This window comes from Streptomyces sp. ISL-10 (assembly GCF_018614575.1).
Classification (GTDB): domain Bacteria; phylum Actinomycetota; class Actinomycetes; order Streptomycetales; family Streptomycetaceae; genus Streptomyces.
The window spans coordinates 121581-143225 of sequence record NZ_JAGGOJ010000015.1; the positions used below are offsets into that span (position 1 = coordinate 121581).

The 21645-nt window shown below is 73.3% G+C and carries 15 protein-coding genes and 2 pseudogenes; 7 read left to right on the plus strand and 10 right to left on the minus strand.

The features are described 5' to 3' along the window. Positions 1 to 108: 108 nt before the first annotated feature. Together J7E88_RS19410 and J7E88_RS19415 are read left to right on the plus strand one after the other, a co-directional pair. Entirely contained in the window at positions 109 to 2682 is a 2574-nt protein-coding gene (locus tag J7E88_RS19410; protein WP_215182846.1) for a SpoIIE family protein phosphatase, read from the plus strand. Next, positions 2679 to 3506, plus strand: coding sequence for a uracil-DNA glycosylase (locus J7E88_RS19415; RefSeq protein WP_308307547.1), 828 nt, complete (start codon positions 2679 to 2681; stop codon positions 3504 to 3506). The genes J7E88_RS19410 and J7E88_RS19415 overlap by 4 nt, the downstream gene beginning before the upstream one ends. On the opposite strand, the gene J7E88_RS19420 is transcribed toward J7E88_RS19415, so the two are convergent. The 4 genes from J7E88_RS19420 to J7E88_RS19435 all read right to left on the minus strand — a co-directional run bounded on the left by J7E88_RS19420 (position 3445) and on the right by J7E88_RS19435 (position 8843). Then, a complete protein-coding gene (locus J7E88_RS19420; protein WP_215182748.1) occupies positions 3445 to 5565 on the minus strand; it encodes a xanthine dehydrogenase family protein molybdopterin-binding subunit in 2121 nt (706 codons plus the stop codon). The two genes, J7E88_RS19415 and J7E88_RS19420, sit on opposite strands and share 62 nt — an antisense overlap. After that, complete coding sequence (locus tag J7E88_RS19425) at positions 5562 to 6557, minus strand: xanthine dehydrogenase family protein subunit M (protein WP_215182750.1); 996 nt, start codon at positions 6555 to 6557, stop codon at positions 5562 to 5564. Before J7E88_RS19425 ends, J7E88_RS19420 begins: the two co-directional genes overlap by 4 nt. Before the next feature lie 4 nt (positions 6558 to 6561). Next, positions 6562 to 7101 carry a 2Fe-2S iron-sulfur cluster-binding protein gene (locus J7E88_RS19430; protein WP_308307548.1) on the minus strand — a complete coding sequence of 180 codons (540 nt, stop codon included), beginning with the start codon at positions 7099 to 7101 and terminating at the stop codon, positions 6562 to 6564. Positions 7102 to 7259: 158 nt separating this feature from the next. Next, positions 7260 to 8843, minus strand: a complete 1584-nt coding sequence (locus tag J7E88_RS19435) for an FAD-dependent oxidoreductase (protein ID WP_215182754.1) — start codon at positions 8841 to 8843, stop codon at positions 7260 to 7262. 163 nt (positions 8844 to 9006) lie between these two features. Between J7E88_RS19435 and J7E88_RS19440 the strand changes: the two genes are divergently transcribed. After that, on the plus strand, positions 9007 to 9168 hold the full coding sequence (locus tag J7E88_RS19440; RefSeq protein ID WP_215182756.1) for a hypothetical protein: 162 nt from the start codon (positions 9007 to 9009) through the stop codon (positions 9166 to 9168). 45 nt (positions 9169 to 9213) lie between these two features. Beyond that, the gene (locus tag J7E88_RS19445; protein WP_215182758.1) at positions 9214 to 9609 is read left to right on the plus strand and encodes a DUF3040 domain-containing protein; all 396 of its coding nucleotides are present in this window, start codon (positions 9214 to 9216) and stop codon (positions 9607 to 9609) included. Between the two features lie 179 nt (positions 9610 to 9788). Here J7E88_RS19445 and J7E88_RS19450 read toward each other — a convergent pair whose 3' ends face one another. Together J7E88_RS19450 and J7E88_RS19455 are read right to left on the minus strand one after the other, a co-directional pair. Next, complete coding sequence (locus J7E88_RS19450; RefSeq protein WP_215182760.1) at positions 9789 to 10181, minus strand: DUF6479 family protein; 393 nt, start codon at positions 10179 to 10181, stop codon at positions 9789 to 9791. A gap of 2 nt (positions 10182 to 10183) precedes the next feature. After that, positions 10184 to 11013, minus strand: a pseudogene (locus J7E88_RS19455) (LacI family DNA-binding transcriptional regulator); the annotation flags it as partial. Between J7E88_RS19455 and J7E88_RS19460 the strand changes: the two are divergent. Then, a pseudogene (locus J7E88_RS19460) lies at positions 10984 to 12099 on the plus strand (endo-beta-N-acetylglucosaminidase); the annotation flags it as partial. The pseudogenes J7E88_RS19455 and J7E88_RS19460 overlap by 30 nt on opposite strands. 28 nt (positions 12100 to 12127) lie before the next feature. Further along, complete coding sequence (locus tag J7E88_RS19465; protein ID WP_215182762.1) at positions 12128 to 15169, plus strand: glycoside hydrolase family 38 C-terminal domain-containing protein; 3042 nt, start codon at positions 12128 to 12130, stop codon at positions 15167 to 15169. A gap of 24 nt (positions 15170 to 15193) precedes the next feature. Here J7E88_RS19465 and J7E88_RS19470 read toward each other — a convergent pair whose 3' ends face one another. The 4 genes from J7E88_RS19470 to J7E88_RS19485 all read right to left on the minus strand — a co-directional run bounded on the left by J7E88_RS19470 (position 15194) and on the right by J7E88_RS19485 (position 20149). Further along, complete coding sequence (locus J7E88_RS19470; protein ID WP_215182764.1) at positions 15194 to 15688, minus strand: peroxiredoxin; 495 nt, start codon at positions 15686 to 15688, stop codon at positions 15194 to 15196. A gap of 55 nt (positions 15689 to 15743) precedes the next feature. After that, positions 15744 to 17201 (minus strand): tannase/feruloyl esterase family alpha/beta hydrolase, encoded by a 1458-nt coding sequence (locus J7E88_RS19475; RefSeq protein WP_215182850.1) that lies wholly within the window; start codon positions 17199 to 17201, stop codon positions 15744 to 15746. Positions 17202 to 17242: 41 nt separating this feature from the next. Beyond that, on the minus strand, positions 17243 to 18715 hold the full coding sequence (locus tag J7E88_RS19480) for a PHB depolymerase family esterase (protein ID WP_215182766.1): 1473 nt from the start codon (positions 18713 to 18715) through the stop codon (positions 17243 to 17245). Positions 18716 to 18847: 132 nt separating this feature from the next. Further along, complete coding sequence (locus J7E88_RS19485) at positions 18848 to 20149, minus strand: DUF6777 domain-containing protein (protein ID WP_374196298.1); 1302 nt, start codon at positions 20147 to 20149, stop codon at positions 18848 to 18850. A gap of 158 nt (positions 20150 to 20307) precedes the next feature. On the opposite strand from J7E88_RS19485, the gene J7E88_RS19490 reads away from it, so the two are divergent. Further along, the gene (locus J7E88_RS19490) at positions 20308 to 21588 is read left to right on the plus strand and encodes a streptophobe family protein (protein ID WP_215182768.1); all 1281 of its coding nucleotides are present in this window, start codon (positions 20308 to 20310) and stop codon (positions 21586 to 21588) included. Positions 21589 to 21645 lie beyond the last annotated feature (57 nt).

Here is a 21645-nt window from a genome sequence, read left to right on the forward strand (position 1 = left end):
TGTGCCTCCTTGTCGTCCGGATCCGGCTCAAATCTAGCTCAGCCGTCCAGACCGCCGGGTGACGCCGGAATCGGCCCCGCGGCGATGGCCTCCGTGGGTGCCACGAAGATGCGGAGCGCGGTCGCGGGGGAGCATCCTGTCAGGGTGACCTGGTACGGCGCGGGCAGGCGCCATCCGTCCGCCCAGGCAGGAGCAGGGCCCGCGGCGGCGGACGAGGGCGTCCCGGCCCCCGAGAAACTGCCGATGGTGCTCGCCCAGGCGGAGGTGAGCGGCGTCGAGGCCGTCGGCGGCTTCGCCGGCGGCCTCTACCTGCGCTCCAGCTCTCCAGAGCTACTGCGTCTCGCCGTGATCGCCGGGCTGCCGGCCGAGCTCTTCCGCCACTGGCGCCACATGCATGTGAACCGTCCCTTCCCCCACTCGGACGTCTACCGCACGGGCCGGCCCGTCCACCTCCACGACGCGGAGGAGGCGATGCGCCGCTATCCGCAGCTCATGGCCGGTCTGCCGTTCCCCTTCGCCTCGCTGTACGTGCCGATCACACATGAGCGCGAGACGTTCGGCGTGCTCGCCGTGCTGCGCCCCGCGACCCCCGGCCTGCCCGTCGACGACGCGGACCGCCGCCGTCTGCACGAGGTGGGGGCGAATCTCGCCGCCACGCTCGCCGCCATGTCGGTGGACGCCGGGCGGATCGAGTGGGACGACGAGCCGTTGTCCGTCACCCTCCCCTCCGTGACCTCGCCCCCGGTGCGGATCGGCACTTTCGACTGGAACCTCATGGACGGCACCGTCCGCGGCGACGAGGGCTGGTGCGCCATCCTCGGCACCTCCCCCGACCAACTGCCCATCACCGTCGAGGCAATCGCGACGCGCATCGAGCCGGAGGACGCCTACGGGCTGTGGACCCTGGCCCGGCAGGCGGTGGCGTCCGACCGGCCGGTGAGCCGCCGCATGCGGCTGCAGGGGGCCGACGGCAGACCGCATCTGCTCGAACTGTCCGGACGCCGCGAACGCGCCCCGAACGGCCCGCCCGGGTCGCGTCTGACCGGCTACCTGATAGACCTCGGCGCCGGGCCGGTCGTCGCCGAGGCCGCCGACCGGCTGCCGCACGGCGTCTGCAACGTCGACCGCCTCGGCCGTATCACCTACCTCAACAACCGGGCGGAGACGCTGCTCGGCCGGCCGCGGACCGAACTGATCGGCCGTGTCCTGTGGGAGGCCGTGCCGTGGTTCGGGCAGGCCGCCTACGAGGACCATTACCGGGCCGCTCTGCTGTCCACCGATCCCGTGCACTTCACCGTCAACCGGGACGGGGAGTGGCTCTCGGTCTCGCTCTTCCCCGGGATCGACGGGCTGACCGTCACGCTCAATGCCGGCGAACGCCCCGCCTACGCCCCGGAATCCGTCGCCATCCCCGGCGCCGGTCCCGGACCCCCGGCCGACCGCGCCGTCGCCCTCTACCGCCCCGTCGCCCTCGCCATCGCGCTGACCGAGGCGGTCACGGCCCGTCAGGTCTCCGCCGTTGTCACCGAGGAACTGCTGCCGGCCTTCGGCGGCCGGCAGCTCGCCATCTATCTGCTGAGCAACCGCCATCTCCATCTCGCCTGGGAGACCGGCTTCCCGCGCGGTTTCCTCAGCCGTTTCGACGGCGTGGGTCTGGACGCCGAACTTCCCGGTGTCGAGACGCTGACCTCCGGCCGCCCGCTGTTCTTCGAGTCCATGCAGCACCTGGCCACCGCCTATCCGGGCATCCCCCTCGACGCCCACGTCGGCGCCCGCGCGTTCCTGCCCCTGATCGCCTCCGGTCGCCCGGTGGGCTCCTGCATCCTCGGCTTCGACCAGCCGCGCGCCTTCAGCCCGGAGGAGCGCACGGTCCTCACCGCCCTCGCCGGCCTCATCGCCCAGGCCCTGCAACGCGCCCAGCGCTACGACTCCGAGGCCGCCCTCGCCCGCGGCCTCCAGGACGCGCTCCTCCCGCACCGGCTGCCCGTGGTCGACCAGCTCGACACCGTGGCCCGCTACCTCGCAGGCACCCAGGGGATGGAGGTCGGCGGCGACTGGTACGACGTGATCGAGACGGGCCGGGGGCCGGCCATCGTCATCGGCGACGTCCAGGGCCACGGTGTCTCGGCCGCCACCACCATGGGACAACTCCGCAGCGCCGTACGGGCCCTGGCCGTCAGCGGGCACAGCCCAGAGGAGGTGATGAGCGGCACCAACCGGCTGCTCATGGACCTCGACCCCGGCCAGTTCGCCAGTTGCTGCTACATCCTCCTCGATCCCACGACGGGCAGCGCCCTGGCCGTCCGGGCGGGCCACCTCCAGCCCCTGCTGCGCCACCCCGACGGCCACACGGACGTGCTGGACCTGCCGGGCGGAGTCGTTCTCGGCGTCGCCGCGGACGCCGTGTATCCCGTCACCGAACTCACCCTGGCGCCCGGCGCCGTACTCGCCCTGTTCACAGACGGGCTGGTCGAACAGCCCGGCCTCGACATCGACCAGGGCATCGAATGGCTGCGCCAGACGCTGTCGGACGTGGGCTCGTCCCCGCTCGCCGACACGGCGGACCGCCTGATCAACGAGGCCCGCCGGAACGTCGACCGCCCCGACGACATCGCCCTCCTGCTCGCCGCCCGCTGGTCCGGGCCGGCCGACGCACACCCGCCGGCCCGGGGCCGGCGGTGAGGCCCCGGGACGAGCCGTCCCGGCGCGGGGAGGCGGACACAGGCGACCCGCGCTTTCCCGCCCGGACCGCGCCGCACTGTGCGGACCTCGCCGCGCTGGACGACCAGGTCGCACGCTGCCGGGCCTGCCCACGGCTCGTCGCCTGGCGGGAGAGCGTCGCCGAGGAGCGGCGGGCCGCCTTCCGCGACTGGGACTACTGGGGGCGTCCCGTGCCCGGCTTCGGGCCCCCCGATGCGGTCCTCGCCGTCGTCGGCCTGGCCCCGGCCGCCCACGGCGGCAACCGCACCGGCCGGATGTTCACCGGCGACGACTCCGGGGACGTCCTGTTCGCCGCCCTGCACGCCGCCGGACTCGCGTCGCAGCCCACCTCCACCCACCGCGGCGACGGGCTGCGACTGCGCGGCGTGCGCGTCACCGCCCCCGTCCACTGCGCCCCTCCGCAGAACCGGCCCACCCCCGAGGAACGGAACACCTGCCGCCCCTGGCTCGCGGCGGAACTCGGGCTCCTCACCCGACTGCGCGGCGTCGTCGTCCTCGGTGCGTTCGGCTGGCAGGCCCTGCTGCCCGTCCTCGCCGACGCCGGGTACCAAGTGCCGCATCCGCGCCCCCTGTTCGGGCACGGTGCCCTGGTGACCCTGCCGGCCGGGGACGGATCCGGGGAGCTCCACCTCTTCGGCTGCTACCACCCCAGCAGGCGCAATGTGTTCACGGGACGCGTCACGCGGCCGATGCTCGTCGAGGTGTTCCGCCGTGCCGCCCGCGTCACCGGCCTGGCGACGCGGCCCGTGTCCGGTGCAGATGAGCCAGGACCTTGTCCGGGGTGAGCGGCGGCTCCCGAAGGCGCGCGCCCACCGCATGGTGGACCGCGTTGCCGATCGCCGCCGCCGTGCCGACTATGCCGATCTCGCCGATGCCCTTGCTGCCCATCGGGTTGAGATGCGGGTCGTCCTCCTCGATCCAGTCCGCCTGGACCACGGGCACGTCGGCACTCACCGGCACGTGGTACAGGGCGAGATCGCACTCGGCGAAGTCGCCGAAGGCCGGGTCCATGGTGCTGCCCTCCGTCAGCGCCATGCCCAGCCCCATCGTCATGCCGCCGATGAACTGGGAGCGAGCGGTACGGGAGTTGAGGATGCGTCCGGCGGCGTAGATCCCGAGCAACCGACGTACCCGCACCTCGCCGGTCACCGCGTCGACCTGCACCTCCGCGAAAACGGCGCCGAACGCGTGCCGTGCGTACGGCGGTTCCTGGGACGTCTCCGCCTTGGTGTCGGCCGTGACCGTCAGCCCGCCGGCGGGCACCCCGCCCGGCAGCTTCGACAGCCGCACCGCGAGGGCAGAGGCCGCCTTGTGCACCGCCCAGCCCCAGGACGCGGTGCCCGCCGATCCGCCCGCGAGCGGCGCCGCCGGCAGGTCGGTGCTGCCGATGTCGATGCGGACCGACTCCAGGGACGCCCCCAGCGCGTCCGCCGCGATCTGGGCGAGCACGGTCCGCGCACCGGTGCCGAGGTCGGTCGCGTTGACCGCGATCCGGTACGTGCCGTCGGCGTCCGCCTGGGCACTGGCGCGCGACGGGCTGATCAGCACGGGGTAGGTGCTCGCCGCGACGCCCGTGCCGAGGAGCAGGTCGCCCTCCCACCGCACTCCGGGGCGCGGATCGCGGCCCTCCCAGCCGAAGCGCCGCGCTCCCTCGCGCAGGCAGGCGACGAGACCGCGGCTGCTGAACGGGCGGCCGCTGTCCGGCTCGGCGTCCGGCTCGTTGCGCATCCGCAGTTCCACCGGGTCGATCCCGGCCGCCTCCGCGAGCTCGTCCATCGCCGACTCCAGCGCGTACATCCCGGACGCCTCGCCCGGCGCCCGCATCCAGGACGGGCTCGGCACGTCGAGGGCCGCGACCCGGTGCACCGTACGGCTGTTGGGGGAGGTGTACATGACGCGGGCAGGCACCGCGGCCTGCTCCACGAACTCGCGCACGCGCGACGTGTGGGTGACCACATCGTGCTCCAGCGCCGTGATCACCCCGTCCGGGCCGGCGCCGATCCGTACCCGGTGCACCGTGGGCGCGCGGTGGCCGACGACGGCCGCCAGCTGACGCCTCGGCAGGGCGAGCGTGACCGGCCGTGCCGTATGCCGTGCGGCCATCGCGGCGAGCACCACCTGAGGGCGCGGTGTGCCCTTGGAACCGAAGCCGCCGCCCACATGCTCGGAGACCACCGTGATGTCGTGCCGGTCCATCCCGAACATCTTCGCGAGCACGTCGCGCACGGTGCCCGCGCCCTGGCTGGAGTCGTGCACCGTCAGCCGGCCGTCCCGCCACTCGGCGGTCGAGGCGTGCGGTTCCATCGGATGGTTGTGGAGCGCGGTCAGGGTGTACGTGGCGTCCACCCGCACCTCCGCGGCGGCGAACGCGACCTCGACGTCGCCGCGTTCGCGCACGCCGGGGTAGCCGCCGTTGGCCTCCTCCGGCGTGTACAGGTCCGGACGGTCGCCGGTCAGCCGGACGTCGTGCTCCTCGGCCTCGTAGGAGACATCCACGGCGGCGGCTCCCGCGCGGGCGTTCTCCAGCGTGTCCGCCACGACGAGGGCGACGTACCAGCCGCGGTGCGGAACGCGTGCGTCCTGCAGGACGGCCAGGGTCGCGTCGTCGCAGGGCCCCAGACGGGGAGAGTTGTCGTGGGTGAGCACCGCGAGGACCCCGGGGAGCGCCAGTGCCGGGCCGCTGTCGATGGAGGTGACGCGGCCGCGGGGGATCCCGGCGGCCACGGGCCAGGCGTACGCCCGCCCCGGCGAATAGGCCTCGGCGGCGTAGCGTGCCCGCCCGGTGACCTTGTCCCGCGCCTCCCGGCGCACGGCGTCGCCGCCCAGGACATCCGACCCGCTCATGACGCCTCGCCCGAGGACACGAGACCGCTGAGCACCCGCACGGCCAGGTCACCGGCGAGCCGCACCTTGAAGCCGTTGTCCCGCAGCGGCTCGGCCGCGTCCAGCTCCGCCTCGACCGCATGTTCGAAGGACGCCGTGGCGGCCGGCGCGCCGACCAGCCGCTCCTCGGCCGTCCAGGCCCGCCACGGGCGGTGCGCCAGCCCGCCGAAGGCGAGCGCGACATGCCGGATCCGGCCGTTCTCGACGGCGAGGACCGCCGCAACGGAGACCAGCGCGAAGGCGTACGAGGCACGGTCGCGGACCTTGCGGTACACGGAACGCGCGCCGTCCGGCGGCCTGGGCAGCTCCACGGCGGTGATCAGCTCGCCGTCGCCGATCTCGGTGTCCCGGTCCGGACGGTCACCGGGCAGGCGGTGGAACTCCGTGACGGGAAGGGTCCGTTCACCACCCGTGCCCCGCAGCCGCACCGAGGCGTCGAACGCGGCGAGCGCGACCGCCATGTCGGAGGGGTGCGTGGCGACGCAGTGCGCGGAGTGCCCGAGGACGGCCAGGTCACGGTGAACCCCCTCCCTCGCCGGGCAACCCGTCCCGGGCACACGCTTGTTGCAGGGCTTGGAGACGTCCTGGAAGTACGTGCAGCGGGTGCGCTGCAGAAGGTTGCCGCCGGTCGTCGCCGCGTTGCGCAGCTGGCCCGACGCCCCGGCGAGCAGCGCCTGCGACAGGGCGGGGTAGCGCGAGCGTACGGCCCGATGCGCGGCGAGATCGCTGTTGCGTACCGTCGCACCGATCAGCAGACCCCCGTCCGGAGTGTCGTCGACGCCGTCCAGCGGCAGCCGCCGGACGTCGACCAGCACCTCGGGAGCGGTGACGCCGAGCTTCATCAGATCGACCAGGTTGGTGCCGCCGGCGAGGTACTGGGCCCCGGGGTGGGCGGCATACGCCTCGACGGCCTGCTCGGGGCTCATGGCGCGGACATAGCCGTACGGTTTCACTGGCTCACTCCTCGACGACGTCCTCGATCGCGGCCACGATGTTCGGGTAGGCGCCGCAGCGGCACACGTTGCCGCTCATGCGCTCGCCGATCTCCTCGCGCGTCAGCTCGACCGCACCGCCCGGGTGGTCCACGGCCGTGACCTGGGAGGGGTGGCCCTGCGCGGCCTCGGCCAGCATGCCGGCCGCCGAGCAGATCTGACCCGGAGTGCAGTACCCGCACTGCAGGGCGTCGCGTCGCACGAACGCCTCCTGGAGCGGATGCAGCCGCCCACCCTCGGCCAGTCCTTCGGCCGTGGTGATCCGCGACCCGTCGAAGGACACGGCGGGCAGCAGACACGCGAGCATCCGCCTGCCGTCGACCAGCACCGTGCACGCACCGCACTGGCCGTGGTCGCAGCCCTTCTTCGGCCCCGTGACGTCCAGACGCTCACGCAGGGCGTCCAGCACGGTGGTGCGGTGGTCGAGGGAGATCGTGTACGCGACGTTGTTGACATGGAGGGTGAGGACGGAGCGGTGGGTGTCCGCGGCATCGGCGGTGTCCACGCTTCCCTGTCGCCTGCTTTCTTCCACGCCTGGCGCCTTTCCGTGTCCCGTTCCCCGAACCGTGGCCGCGCGGCGGCGGCTGCTCCTCCCAGCCTGTGACGGATCACGCCGTCACGCTCGCCGAGCGCCCCGGCGGTGCACCGCCTCCCGTGCTCGGCTCAGGCCTCGTCCGTGTCCGGGGTGTGCGGGCCGGCGATGTCGCGCTGTTCGAGCGGGCGTACGGCCGGTCCCTGAAGCACCGATCCGTCGACGCCGAACCGGGAACCGTGGCACGGGCACTCCCACGTGCGCTCCACGGAGTTGAACGACACCAGACAGCCCAGATGCGTGCAGCGTGCGGAAACGGCGTGGCAGACGCCCGCGTCGTCGCGGTACACGGCGCTGCGCCGCCCGCCCAGACGGACGACCGCGCCGGTGCCGGGCGGGATCTCGTCGGCCGAGTCGACATGGCTCGTGCGCAGCCGGTCGCCGACGAAGTGCTGGGCGACCTCGGCCTGCTGGGAGAGCATCGTCGGCGCCTCGCGCAGCATGCTCCACAGTCTGCGCGGGTCGTACAGCTCCGTCCACGGGGGCGGGGCGGCGCAGATCAGTTCGGCGATCAGCCGTCCGGCCAGCACACCGCTGCTCATGCCCCATCCGCCGAAGCCGGTCGCCACGAACGTGTGGCGGGCGCCCGGGTGGAACGTGCCGATCAGCGGGACCGAGTCGCTGGGGTCGTTGTCCTGGGCGGCCCAGCGGTAGCGCGTCTCGGTCACCGGGAAATGGGCGTGCATCCAGTCGTCCAGACGGCGGAACCTCTCGGCCGCGTCGGCGGTGCCGGGCGTGAAGCTCTCCCCGGTCACGATGAGCAGCCGACTGCCGTCGGCGAGGGGCGCCGTACGCACGGATCGCTTGGTGCCCTCCTCGCAGATGTACATCCCGTCCGGATCCCGGTCGGCGGCGACGGGACCCGCGACGACCAGTTCACGGCGCGGCGACATCCGGGCGAACAGCAGCGCCCGGTCGAAGACGGGGAAGTGGGTCGCCACGACGACGTCGCGCGCCGTGACCGTCCAGCCGTTCTCCGTCGTGACCTTGCACGGCGTACCCTCACGCAGCCCGGTCACCCGGGTGCGCTCATGGATGGTGCTGCCGTACGCGGTGAGGTCGGCGGCCAGCGCGAGCAGGTACTTGCGCGGGTGGAACTGCGCCTGACCGTCGATGCGCACGGCGCCGGCCACGGTGAAGGGCAGACCCGTCACCTCGACGTACGAGGCGTCCAGGCCGGCCGCCCGTGCGGCCTCGGCCTCGGCCCGCAGCGCCGGGCGCTGCGCGGTGTCGCGCGAGTAGGCGTACGCGGGCACGTGTTCCAGCTCGCAGTCGACGCGCAGTTCCGCGCAGATCTCGGACACCCGCTCGACCGCCGCCTGCTGGGAGCGCGCGTACAGCTCGGCGCCCTCGGGTCCGCGCGTGCGGCGCAGCCGCTCGTACCGCAGCCCGTGCTGGGCGGTGAGCTTCGCGGTGGTGAAGCCCGTGACGCCGGAGGCGATGCGGTCGGCCTCCAGGACGGCGACCGAACGCCCGGCCCGGGTCAGTTCCCAGGCGGTGCTCAGTCCCGCGATGCCGCCGCCGACCACGACGGTGTCCACCGTCGTGTTCTCGGCCAGGGGCGGATACGCCGTGGTGCCGCTCGTGCGCAGCCAGTGCGACTCGGTGGTGTGCGGCGGGGCGGCCAGGGGCGGGGTGTGTGGGTCGTTCGGCATGCCGGGCGAGTGCCCCGTCCGCCGCGACCGAAGCCTGTCTCCGGTCTTTCATCCCTTTTGTCGGGACTGGCGGCCGGGCTTCCGGGTACCCGCATTGCACGTCAACGACAAGCCGGGCCCCGGCGACGCCTCGGGGACTGCCGGGACCGAGGGACAAGAGGAGATGTCAGCCGTGGACCCGCAGGCCGACACCGAACCGATGAGCAGTGAGATACCGGAACACGAACGGGTGCGGACGTGCGTCCCCGCCATCGTCCGCAGAGGCGGCGAGGCGGACTGCGCCGACAGAAGCGCCGAGATGACCATCGTCCGGGGTGAGGACTGAACCGCCCCGGCACATCCGCCCGACTGCGTATGGGAGGCGCGGGCCATGGACGGAGCCGGACTGTCGCAGAGGGAGCGCGCGATACTCGCTGCGATCGAAAAGGATCTGCGAGCCGACGCGGGCCTCGACCGGCACCTGCGGACGATGCGCCCGGGACCGCCGTTCCGGGGAGCCCCGAGTGGGTTCCGCAGGCATCCGCTCGCCGGCGGGACCTGCCTCTGCGGTGCGGTGACCGCGACGCTGCTGGTCATGGCCGCGTCGTCCTCGTCACCAGCCCTGATCTGGGCATTCGCCGGGACCTGGGTGCTGACTCTGGTGGGGCTGCTTCTGCTGGTCTGCCGCTGGTCACAGCGGCTCGTCGCCGGGGCGTACGCCGGTGACGTTGCCGGTGACGGCGGGGCGTCCCGCGACGGAGGCCGGGCGGATGACGAGCTCGGCTGAGCCGGGCCGAGAGGCTGCGGATCGCCTGGAGGCCGCCGAGAGGCTGAGCGCCTCGTAGCCCGAGAAGCTGAACCGAGAAGCTGAGCCGGGGACCTGCCCCGCGAAGCTGAAGTGAGCCGGGGACCTGCGCGGTCCCCGGCTCACCGGTGTGCGGCAGCGGTCAGCCGCTGCCGACGGGCTCAACCACCGTGGCCGCCGCTGCCGAAGGCCCCGCCGCCCTCGTCGGCATCGCGCGGGGGCTCCTTCTCGGGGGCGAGCCGGGACGGCATGTTCCCGTAGCCGTGCAGTTCGTGCGGGGTCAGTCGGCCGGGAGCCTGGTGTCCCTGGGTCGGGTCCACCTCGTCCGGCTCGAGACGGCTCTCGACGTGGGTCTGATGGTCGGGCGGAACGGGCTGCTCCTCCCGTGAGGGGGGCGTGTCGCGCCGCCTTCTGGCGCCCACCTGCCAGACGATCCACACGAGCAGGACCAGCAGGCCGAGCACCACGAGGAGGAAGACGATGACCGCCGGCGCTCCCTCGCCTGCGGCGAGCACCGTGGCGGCGTCCTGAGCCGATTGACTGTAAGTGGTCATGGCTATCGGTTACCCATTCTGGCTCTCTTATGAGCCAGTATGGACCCGGAAGCCCTATTGACGGCGCGCACCGGAGCCGTGCTCTCCCGCTCGATCAGCTCCGGCAGCGGCACCTGCACCGAGCGGGCCGTGTCGCCGTCGAGCAGCGCCGTGAGCTCCTGGGCCGCGATCCGGCCGAAGGCCACCGGATCGCGGGAAAGTGCGGTGAGGAAGGGGTGCACCATGCGGCACAGCACCGAGTCCTCCCAGGACACGATCGACACGTCCGCGGGCACGGCGAGACCGAGGCTCGCGATGACGGGGCCCCGGCCGCGGCGATCAGGTCGTTGTCGTAGACCACCGCGGTGGGCGCGGCCTCCGACGCGAGGACGCGCCGGGTAACGGCGGCGCCCTCCGTGTCCGAGTAGTCGGTGGTCACCGAGCGCACGCCCGTCAGCCCGCGCCGCTCCGCCTCGTCGCGCAGCGACCGGATGCGCCGGTCGGTGTGGGCCAGCGAGGGCAGTCCGGCGATGTGCACGATGCGGCGGTGGCCGAGCTCGTGCAGCCGGCCCATCGCATGGGCCATGGCGCCGCTGTCGTCGGCCCGCACCTCGGAGAGATTGGCGTGCCGGTCGGGCAGCCCGCCGATGACGACGCCCGGCAGGCCGAGCTCGTCGAGGAGCGCCGGGCGGGGGTCGTCCGTACGGGGGTCGACCACCAGGACGCCGTCGACCCGGTGCTCGGCCCACCAGCGGCGGTAGACCGCGCACTCGGCCGTCACGTCGTCCACCATCTGGAACAGCAGCCCCAGCTGACGCTCCGCCAGGACCTCGGCCGCTGCCGCTACGAGCTGTGGGCGGGCGCCGATGTGGAGGCGAGCGGCTGGAACAAGAGCGTCGACTGGGACGCCATCATCCCAACAACGGGGACGACATCGTCTCGCTCGGCTTCTACCGGCCCGAATGGACCCGGAACCATCTCCCCGCCGGCCGCACCCCCACCCAGTTCCACGCCGCCGACGACCGCTTCTGGAGCGGCCGGTCGCTCGACCCGTCCCGCCCGGACACCTCCGGCACCTGGCGCGCCCCCGCGCTCGCCGTCGCCGACCGTTCGACGGTCGACAGCCTGCCGTTCGCGACCGTGTTCAACACCGGGCACGGTCTGCGCTGGTACGAGGCGGGCAGGGCGGACTCGGACACCGCGTGGAACCACCTCGGCCTCCAGGACCGCATGCCGTCCCGCCAGTGGGTCGTCCGCACCGCGGGCACCGGGCCGGCCGTCGGCTTCGACTTCGCCGACGCCTGGCACGGCGGCAGCAGCCTTCGCGTCGACGGCACCCTCGACGCGCCCGCCACGCTCGACCTGTACGCCACCCGGCTGCCACTCGCCGCGGACACCGTCGTCGAACTGACCCACCGCGCCGACGCGGGCGAGGTCACCGTCGAACTGGCCCTCGCCACCGCGGAACCGGCCGGCCCGGGCCGGCCCCATCCGTACAGGCACCTTCCCCTCGGCACCGCCGGAGCGGGATGGAGCACGCGGACCGTACGGCTCAGGGGTCTGACGGGCACCGTTCACGCCATCGGCGTACGGCTCACCGGCAGCGGCGCGGCCCCGTGACATGGCGGCTCGGCGTCCTCGCCGTGCACGCCGGGACCGCAGCCGTCCCCGCCGCTCCCACGGCCCTGCGCGTCACGGACGCCTCCGCCGCGGGCCTGCGCCTCGCCTGGCGGCCCGTCGCCGGCGCGTGCGCCACTACACCCTGCACCGCGTCCTGCCCGACGGGGCACGGCGCTTCCTCGGCGCGACCTGCCAGCAGGCCCACTTCGTCCCCGGTCCGAAGCCCGAACAGGGCGAACGGGCCGCCCGGTTCGAACTCCACACCGTGGGGGAGCTGTACAGCGTGTCCACCGCCGCAACCACCGACCACCCCTGGTAACGCACCACCGACCCCCGGAGCACCCCTCATGCATGACGACCGCACCCTCGTCGAGGCACGCCTGAAGCGTGTTCTCGACGAACGCATCCGCCCCGCCGTGTACCCCGCATCCGTGCCGCTCGACGTCGCGGTGTGGAACGCGCCGGGCGAGCCCGTTCCGGTCGCCGAAGGACTCGCCGCGACGCCCGCGCCGATCGCCGCCGGCGACCGGTGGGGTGCTCCGTGGGGCACCAGCTGGTTCACCGTCACGGGGACGGTGCCGACCGAGTGGGCAGGCCGTACCGTCGAGGCGGTCCTCGACCTCGGCTTCGACGAGAACATGCCCGGCTTCCAGTGCGAGGGTCTCGTCTACCGCCCCGACGGCACCCCGGTGAAGGGCCTCAACCCGCGCAACCAGTGGGTCCGCATCGGCGCACCCGTCGCCGGCGGCGAAGAGGTCCGGCTGCACATCGAGGCCGCGTCCAACCCGGTGATCCTCGACTACCACCCCTTCGTGCCGACGAAGCTCGGCGACAGGGAGACCGCGGGCAGTGAGCCGCAGTACCGGCTCGCCCGTATGGACCTCGCCGTCTTCGACGGGGGAGTGTGGCAGCTCGTGCTGGACCTGGAGGTCCTCGGCGAGCTGATGCACGAGCTCCCCGCGGACGGCGCCCGCCGCCACGACATCCTGCGCGCCGTGGGCCGCGCGCTCGACCGCGTCGACCTCCAGGACGTGGCCGGCAGCGCCGCGGCCGCCCGTGAGCAGCTCGCCGGCGTCCTCGCCGCCCCGGCCGAGCCCTCCGCCCACCGCATCAGCGCCGTCGGCCACGCCCACATCGACTCGGCGTGGCTGTGGCCGCTGCGTGAGACGGTGCGCAAGGTCGCCCGCACGACCTCCAACATGACGGCACTGCTGGAGGACGAGCCGGAGTTCGTCTTCGCCATGTCGCAGGCGCAGCAGTTCGCCTGGATCAAGGAGCACCGGCCCGAGGTCTACGCCAAGGTCAAGAAGGCCGTCACCGACGGCCGGTTCGTGCCGGCCGGCGGCATGTGGGTCGAGTCCGACACCAACATGCCCGGCTCGGAGGCCATGGCACGGCAGTTCGTGCACGGCAAGCGCTTCTTCCTCGACGAGTTCGGTGTCGAGAACGACGAGGCATGGCTGCCCGACACCTTCGGGTTCGCGGCCGGACTGCCCCAGATCATCAAGGCCGCGGGCTCCAAGTGGCTGCTCACCCAGAAGATCTCCTGGTCGCAGACGAACACGTTCCCCCACCACACGTTCCTGTGGGAGGGCATCGACGGCACGCGCGTCTTCACGCACTTCCCGCCCGTCGACACCTACAACTGTTCGATGAAGGGCAGCGAGATCGCCCACGCGGCCAAGAACTTCAAGGACAAGGGCGTCGCCCGGCACTCGCTGGCGCCGACCGGCTGGGGCGACGGCGGCGGCGGCACCACCCGCGAGATGGTCGCCAAGGCGGCCCGGCTGCGCGACCTCGAAGGGTCCGCCACCGTGAAGTGGGAGACCCCCGGGGAGTTCTTCACCAAGGCCGAGGCCGAGTACCCGGCTCCGCCCGTGTGGGTGGGCGAGCTCTACCTGGAGCTGCACCGCGCCACCCTGACCAGCCAGGCGAAGACCAAGCAGGGCAACCGCCGCAGCGAGCACCTGCTGCGCGAGGCGGAGCTGTGGGCGTCCACCGCGGCTGTACGGACGGGCTTCGCCTACCCGTACGAGCAGTTGGACCGCATCTGGAAGACCGTCCTGCTGCACCAGTTCCACGACATCCTGCCCGGCTCGTCCATTGCCTGGGTGCACCGCGAGGCCGAGAAGACCTACGCGGGCGTCGCCGAGGAGCTGAACGGCGTCATCGGCGCGGCCCAGCGGGCGCTCGCCGGAGACCCCGCGGCCGGCCGGGAGCTGGTCTTCAACGCCGCTCCGCACGAGCGCCACGGAGTCGCGGCCGGTGGTGCCGCCGTGCCCGCCGACCGCGGCACTGCCCGCCTGACCGGTGGGGAGGGAGGCGGATTCGTCCTCGACAACGGACTGCTGAGGGTCCGGATCGACGCCCGGGGCCTGATCGTGTCCGTGTACGACATCGCCGCCGAACGCGAGACCGTCGCCCCCGGCCGGGCGGCGAACCTCCTCCAGATCCACCCCGACTTCCCGAACATGTGGGACGCCTGGGACGTCGACGCGTTCTACCGGAACACCGTCACCGACCTCACCGACCTCACCGAGGCCGACGAGGTCCGCGCGGTCGACGCCGGGTCGTCCGCGGCCGTGCGCGTCGTGCGCGGCTTCGGCGCGTCGAAGGTCACGCAGGTGCTCACCCTCGCGCCGGGAGCGAAGCGCCTCGACATCGACACCGAGGTCGACTGGCACGAGACGGAGAAGTTCCTCAAGGCGTCCTTCCCGCTCGACATCCACACCGAGCGGTACGCATCCGAGACCCAGTTCGGCCACTTCCACCGGGCCACCCACACCAACACCAGCTGGGAGGCGGCCAAGTTCGAGGCGTGCAACCACCGCTTCGTGCACATGGAGGAACCGGGCTGGGGCATCGCGCTGGTCAACGACTCGACCTACGGCCACGACGTGACCCGCACCGTGCGCGCGGCCGACTCCGGCACCACCACCACCCTGCGGGTGTCCCTGCTGCGCGCGCCCCGCTTCCCCGACCCCGAGACCGATCAGGGCGTGCACCGCCTCCGGCACGCCCTGGTGCCGGGCGCGTCGATCGCGGACGCCGTCCGCGAGGGCTTCCGCATCAACCTGCCCGAGCGGCGCGTCACGGGTGACACCCCCGTCGCCCCGCTGGTCACCGTCGACAACGACGCCGTCGTCGTCAGTGCCGTGAAGCTCGCCGACGACGGCAGCGGAGACGTGGTGGTGCGGCTCTACGAGTCGGTGGGCGGCCGGGCCCGGACGCGGGTCGTCCCGGGCTTCACCGCCACCGCCGTCGCGGCGACGGACCTGCTGGAGCGCCCGCTCGCCGACGCGCCCCGGCCCGAACTGGTCGGTGGGGCCGCCCTGCTGACCCTGCGCCCGTTCGAGCTGGTCACCCTGCGACTGGTCCGCGGGGCCTGACCGGAGGACACCCGGCCCGCCGCCTCACGCTCCCTGGAGAGCCGTGAGGTGGCGGGCCAGCGTGTCCGCCGACTGGAAGGTCGCCCCGAACAGGCCCACGTGCTTCCAGTGCAGCGCCCCGTCGGCGGCGACCAGGAACACCGCACGGCGCAGCCCGATGCCCGGCGCCGCGATGCCGAACGCCCGCGCCACCGCCCGGTCGGTGTCGGCCAGCAGCGGCATCCGCAGCCCGTGCCTGCGGGCGAACGCCTCGTGGCTGTCCACGCCCTGCGGGCTGATCGCCCACACCTCGGCGCCGACGTCCGTGAACGTCTCCAGACCGCTGGAGTACGAGCACAGCTGCTTGGTGCACACGGCGGTCTCGTCGCCGGGGTAGAAGGCGAGGACCAGCGGCCGGCCCCGGTGCTCGCTGAGCGTGAAGTCACGCCGTTCGAACGTGCCGTCCGCGCCTCCGGTCAGGACGCCACCGGGGAGGGTGAAATCGGGGACGGGTGCGCCGATGTCGGGTGAGGATGCCATGGGAAGCATTCTTACTCCCCGGTAACCCCAAGCGCCAGGGCGGGAGGGACCGTTCTCAGCCGCCCAGCGAACAGCGATGGAGCAGATCGCGCCCGTCACCCTCGCCCGCCCTGGGCAGCGGCACGGTACGGCTCGGGGCGGGCGCCCTGCCCTCCCCGATCCAGTCCTCCAGTGCGGTGAACGCCGAACGGTGGCACGGTGTCAGGGGACGCAGCCGGTCCGGGAACGCGTCGTACAGCGAGTCCACATGTGTGCCGCCTTCGACGCGGTAGTAGCGCATCAGCTTCCCGCGTCCCTCCTCGCGCACCATCCGCGCGTACACATCGGAGTCCTGCCCGATGGGCAGCAGCACATCGAGCGTGCCGTGCAGGGTGATCAGCGGCTTGCCGATCCTGCCCGTGAGCGCGATCCGCTCGACCGCGTCGGTCACCTCGCGCGGCCGCTCCCCGTACACGTAGTCGGCGTCGCAGGCGGGCGTGCCGGGAGCGCAGAACGGGGTCCCCGCCTCCGTCGCACCGTCGAAGTGCGGATCGAACTCCTCGCGGTAGATGCGCTGGGTCAGGTCCCAGTAGTACCGGTGGTGGAACGGCCACAGGAACTCGGAGCCCGCCGGGTACCCGGCGGCCAGCATCCGGCGGTGCGCCTCCTCGGCCCCCGCGCCGCCCGCCGCGTACACGGGATAGCCACGCAGCGCCGGGGGCAGGAAGGTCAGCAGGTTCGGACCCTGCGCCCGCCACAGATTGCCCTCCCAGTCCACCCCGCCGTCGTACAGCTCCGGATGGTTCTCCAACTGCCAGCGCACCAGGTAGCCGCCGTTGGACATGCCGGTGGCCAGCGTGCGCGACGGCGGCCGGTGGTAACGCTGGGCGACGACCGCGCGGGCGGCCCGGGTGAGCTGGGTGACCCGCTCGTTCCACTCGGCGATCGCGTCACCGGGCCGCTCGCCGTCGCGGTGGAACGCCGCGCCGGCGTTGCCCTTGTCCGTCGCGGCGAACGCGTAGCCGCGGGCCAGCACCCAGTCCGAGATCGCGCGGTCGTTCGCGTACTGCTCCCGCACACCCGGCGAACCGGCCACGACCAGACCGCCGTTCCACCGGTCGGGCAACCGGACGACGAACTGGGAGTCGTGGGCCCAGCCGTGGTTGGTGTTGCCGGCCGAGTCGTCGGGGAACCAGCCGTCGATCTGGATGCCCGGTACACCGCTCGGCGTGGCCAGCCCCGAGGGGGTGAGCCCGGCCCAGTCCGCCTGGTCGGTGTGACCCGACGCGATCGTGCCCGCCGTCGTCAACTCGGCGAGACATGAGACTTCTTGGTGCCCGGCACCCGGCATGCGCAGCGCCGTGATCCGGGCGCAGTGTCCGCCGCCGGAGCCCTGGGAGGCCGTGGCCGGGACGGCGGTGGACGCCAGCAGCAGGGCGGCCACCGCCGCCGCGCGGACGGTCCGGTGGGACCGGCCGCGTCTGCGGCGGCGCGAGGGCGGCGATGCGGTGCCTGGCGGTGGCGTGGCGAACAGCACGACAGAAGCCTCCTGTGAGATGGGGTCGGCAAGCGGGCTCAGGGGCAGGAGCCGTCGGCGACGACGAAGTGACCGGCGGGCGACTCCTTGAGCGTGTGGGTGACGAACGTGTTGTTGAGGCCCATGTACTGGCCGGATCCCTTGGCGTACGCATAGCCGCCGGTGGTGGTCGCCCGACCCGCCTGGACGTGTGCGTAGTTGCCGCTCGTCCAGCAGGCCGCGGCCTGCCCGGCGGTCGACGCCGTGACCGCCCCGGAGCGGGCGCCCTCGGCCCCCTGGGCGTCCCGTGCGGCCACGCTGTAGACGTACGCCGAGCCGGCGGCCAGACCGGTGTCGCTGAAGGAGGTGCCCGCGGGGGCGGCGACGCGGACGCCGTCGCGGTAGAGGACATACCCGGCCGCGCCGTCGACCGCGTCCCACCGCAGCGACACCGAGGTGTCGTCGGCTCCCGTGGCCGCGAGCCCTGTCGGCGCGGGCAGCCCGCCCGGGCCCGGATCGCCGCCGCCCGCCAGGCCGAAGAACTCGCTCACCCAGAGGCTGGAACAGATCGAGTCGATGAAGTGCGGCGTGCCGGTCGCACCGCACTGATCGGGCCCGGTGCCCGGATCCACCGGCGTGCCGTGACCCGTCGACGGCACCCGGTTCACCTCGACGGCGACCCCGCCGCCGGCCCCCAGATACTGCTCACGTCGCGTCCCGTTGGCACCGATGGTGCCGGTCCTGTCCGGTGACTGGCCGAGGCCGTGCACGGCGGTCCACTGGTCCCTGAGCTCACCGGCGTTCATCGGGGCGACCGTGGTGTCGCTGTCGCCGTGCCAGATCGCCACCCGGGGCCACGGCCCGGTGTACGAGGGATACGCGTCGCGCACCCGCTGGGCCCACACGGTGGGTGTCCGGTCGGTGCCGGGGCTCATGCACGGGAACGGACCGGTGTCCCTCGTGCAGTCGTAGGGAATCCCCGCGATCACGGCGCCGGCCTCGAACACATCGGGGTAGGCGGCGAGCATGACCGCGGTCATCGCACCACCCGCGGACAGGCCGGTGACGAAGGTGCGGGACGGGTCGGCGCCGTAAGCGTTCTCGGCATGCGCGACCATCTGCCGGACGGAGGCCGCCTCGCCCTGCCCGCGCCGGTTGTCCGCCGCCTGGAACCAGTTGAAGCAGCTGCTGGCGTTGTTCGACGCCGTCGTCTGGGCGAGGACCAGCAGGAAGCCGTGCCGGGTGGCGAAGGTGGCGAGGCCCGAGTTGTCGGCGTAGACCTGGGCGCTCTGTGTACAGCCGTGCAGGGCGACGACGACCGGGGGCGCGGCCGGTAGCGAGGCGGGCCGGTGGACATACATCGCCAGATTGCCGGGGTTGCTGCCGAAAGCGGTGACGCGTTCCAGCAGGACGGCCGCGTGGGCAGCGGGGGCGGGGGCCGACCACAGGCAGCCGAGCAGCACGGCGATCACGGCGACCAGCCGTCCGACGGACACCAGGTCCCCGGGCCGGGGGCTTGCAGGCAGTGACATCCGGACCTCCCGAAGGCGAGTGGATGCCGGCCACAGTAGAAACCGGCAGCCTGCGGGAGGAATGGTGACGTGGCCCATAGCCGCGTCCGGCGACAGCGGCTCACGCCCCCTTGCGGGAGGAGGAGTTGTGCTCTACGGAGCGGCCGGGGCCTCCTCGGACTCCGGGCCCGACTCGGGCGCGGGCACCGAGGGCTCGCCGGGCGGCGGGGGCAGCTCCCCGGGGGTGGGGTCGGACTCCGTCGGCGGCGCGGGCGTCGGCGCCTCCTCGGACGGCGGGGACTTCTCGGACGGCGGGGACTTCTCTGTCGGCGCCTCCTTGGAGGTGGGCGGGCACACGGTGGCGGTTTCCCCGGGATCGGCGTCACCACGGTCGGGCGGGCACGGGGACTTCGGTGGCTTGGTGGTGTGCGTGGGCGGCGCTGTGGACGGCTTGCGCTTCGGCGGCTCGGTCTGCTTGTCACGTGCGCCGGTGTCCCCGGCCGGACGCGCGATCCACTTCTTCGCTTCGGCGTCGAAGATGATGAAGACGTTCACGGCGGTGGCCGCAGGCGCGACCACGACGACGTCCGAGGCGCGATAGCCGGGCCACGGCTTGCCCGTCGTGCGCGCGCTCTGCTGCGCCACGGGCGGGCCCAGCGGATTGCCGCAGGCACAGCGCACCCGCGGCACACCGCGGTCGTCGATCAGCACCGCGGTGCCCGCCTGCAGGACGGCCTGGTACGGGTTCGCCTCCCCGTCGCGGTAGCCGTGGTTGGTGACCCGCGTGTCCACGCGCAGCTGAACGGGCGTCAGCGCGCGCAGATACGCCGGTACGCTGTCGGCCGCGACGTCCAGGGCCCCGGCGAACGCGCGGTTCTTGGCCGGGGCGGAGGTCAGCGCGGTGATCTGCTTCTCCACGTCGCAGCTGGAGATCTTGCCGCTACCGCCGTACAGACCCGGGGCCGAGCCCCGCACGCTCGGCGTCCCCGTCGTGCCGGGCGATGTCGCCTTCGACACCTTCGGGGTGGGCACGGCCGACGGCGACGCCTCCCGCGCGGTCGACTCGGTGAACGGGTCGGGCCCGGTGGTGCCTGCTCCCTGCAGGAACACCTCACCGGCGCGGGCGGAGCCGCCGTCGGGCCGCGTCAGCACGACGGACAGCACCACGGCCGCGACGAGGACGCACGCGATCACGGCGATGCGCGGAGCCGACCGCCACCACGGGCGGCCGGGGCCGCCGGGACCCGCGTGCGCGCCACCGGAGTCGCCCGGACCGCCCGGACCGCCCGGACTGCCCGGATCGCCCGGACCGCCGGGTCCTCCGGGTCCTCCTGGCGGACCGCCCCACGTGCCGCCGGGAGGTGGCGGCGTCCGGCCGCCGGGCTGCGTGGGGCCTGACAGCGGGCCCGAAGGGGGACCGGTGGGCCGGTCGGACGACGGCGGTTCGGTGCTCACGGCTCTTCTTTCCCGGGGGTAGGAAGGCGGAGGAGACGGTCTGCTCCGCTATGTCACTCTTCGTGCCTATTGTCTGCTCCGTGTCCGTTCGCCTCGCAAGCCGACGCGGTCGGCCCACCCGGGGCGCGCGGCGGTCCGGCCCTGCTTAGCGTGGCAGCGTGAGTCAGCATGCAACGACGAACCCGGCCGGTACGGCACGCGCCGCCCACGGCTGGCCCCACGCGCTCGCGGCCGTGCTCGGCGGCCTGGTCGCCATGGTCGTCACCGCCGCGCTCGGCCTGTGGGCGGCCGGCGCGGCCGACCTGCCCGACGGAGCCTTCGTCAAGGTCCTGGCGGCCACCGTCGTCATGGCCGTCGGTGGCTCGATCGAGATCGCCGGCGAGGCCGGGGCGATCGCCGAGGCGGACGCCGCACTCACCGCCGTGCCGCTGTCCGTGACCGTGGCCGGCGCCCTCGTGTTGGCCGCTGGATTCCTGCGCCCCCTGCGCCACCGCGCCGTCGCCTCCGCTCCCGAACTCGCCGGCTGGGCCCTGCGGCTCGCCGTGCTGTGGCTTCTGGCGCTCATCGGACTCGCCGCACTCGCCCGCCACACCTTCACCATCCCGATCGAGGACCCCACCGGCGGACTGATCGAGGACCTCTTGGGCGCCACCCCGCGCGTCGGCTTCCGCACCGAGGTGCCGCAGACCCTGGTCATCGGCATGCTGTGGCTTTTCGGCGTGCTCGCTCTGGCCCTGCTCGTCTCCCGCGGCGCACCGCTGCCCGCCGGACTGCTGCGGTTCCAGGAGGCCGTGCGCCCCGCCGCGTACGCCATGGTCGCCCTGCTCCTCGCCACGCTCGTCATCGGCGTCGTCATCGGTCTGGTCGTCGCCGCGACGCGCGGGCATCCGGCCGACACCTTCGCCGTGATCCTCCTCGGACTGCCGAACCTGATGTGGCTCGCGCTCACGACCGGCCTCGGCACCTCCTGGGAGGGGAGGGTCCAGGGCCCGTTCGGACTTCCGATGCCGAGGCTCCTCGACGAGGTGCTGCGCACCGAGGACATCTCCGCCCTCGACCTCGGGACGCTCACCGCACGGGACGGACGCGCGTGGTGGCTGCTCGTCGTCGCCGCATTGCTGGTCCTGGCCTCCGCCGTCCTCATGGCGGTGCGGTCACCGGCCCGGATGCGGCCCTACGAGCACGCCCTGCACATGGCCGTCGCGCTCGCGCTCACGGTGCCGAGCGCCTGTCTCCTCGTACGCCTCTCCGCGCATTTCGGCCTGTCCCTCCTCGGCATCGGCGACCTGGGCGGCGACCTCGGGGGCGAGGTGTTCCTGCGGCCGTACCTGTTGCAGGCGGTCGGTATCGGCGCGGGCTGGGGTCTCGTGGCCGGGTTCATCGGCGGGCTGCTCGCGTTGCGGCTCCACCGGCGCGGCGAGGTCCCGGCGCCTCAGTGAACGCGCCGCCCGCGGACGGACTGGAAGATGCCTCCGTGAACCGTGCCGGCCCGAGGT

Bases quoted from the DNA above. Each gene is read 5' to 3' on its own strand.
- J7E88_RS19470 (WP_215182764.1), bottom strand. From the start codon at position 15,688: ATGGCATCCTCACCCGACATCGGCGCACCCGTCCCCGATTTCACCCTC.
- J7E88_RS19420 (WP_215182748.1), bottom strand. From the start codon at position 5,565: ATGAGCGGGTCGGATGTCCTGGGCGGCGACGCCGTGCGCCGGGAGGCG.
- J7E88_RS19410 (WP_215182846.1), top strand. From the start codon at position 109: ATGCGGAGCGCGGTCGCGGGGGAGCATCCTGTCAGGGTGACCTGGTAC.
- J7E88_RS19435 (WP_215182754.1), bottom strand. From the start codon at position 8,843: ATGCCGAACGACCCACACACCCCGCCCCTGGCCGCCCCGCCGCACACC.
- J7E88_RS19440 (WP_215182756.1), top strand. From the start codon at position 9,007: ATGTCAGCCGTGGACCCGCAGGCCGACACCGAACCGATGAGCAGTGAG.
- J7E88_RS19465 (WP_215182762.1), top strand. From the start codon at position 12,128: ATGCATGACGACCGCACCCTCGTCGAGGCACGCCTGAAGCGTGTTCTC.
- J7E88_RS19450 (WP_215182760.1), bottom strand. From the start codon at position 10,181: ATGACCACTTACAGTCAATCGGCTCAGGACGCCGCCACGGTGCTCGCC.
- J7E88_RS19445 (WP_215182758.1), top strand. From the start codon at position 9,214: ATGGACGGAGCCGGACTGTCGCAGAGGGAGCGCGCGATACTCGCTGCG.
- J7E88_RS19480 (WP_215182766.1), bottom strand. From the start codon at position 18,715: ATGTCACTGCCTGCAAGCCCCCGGCCCGGGGACCTGGTGTCCGTCGGA.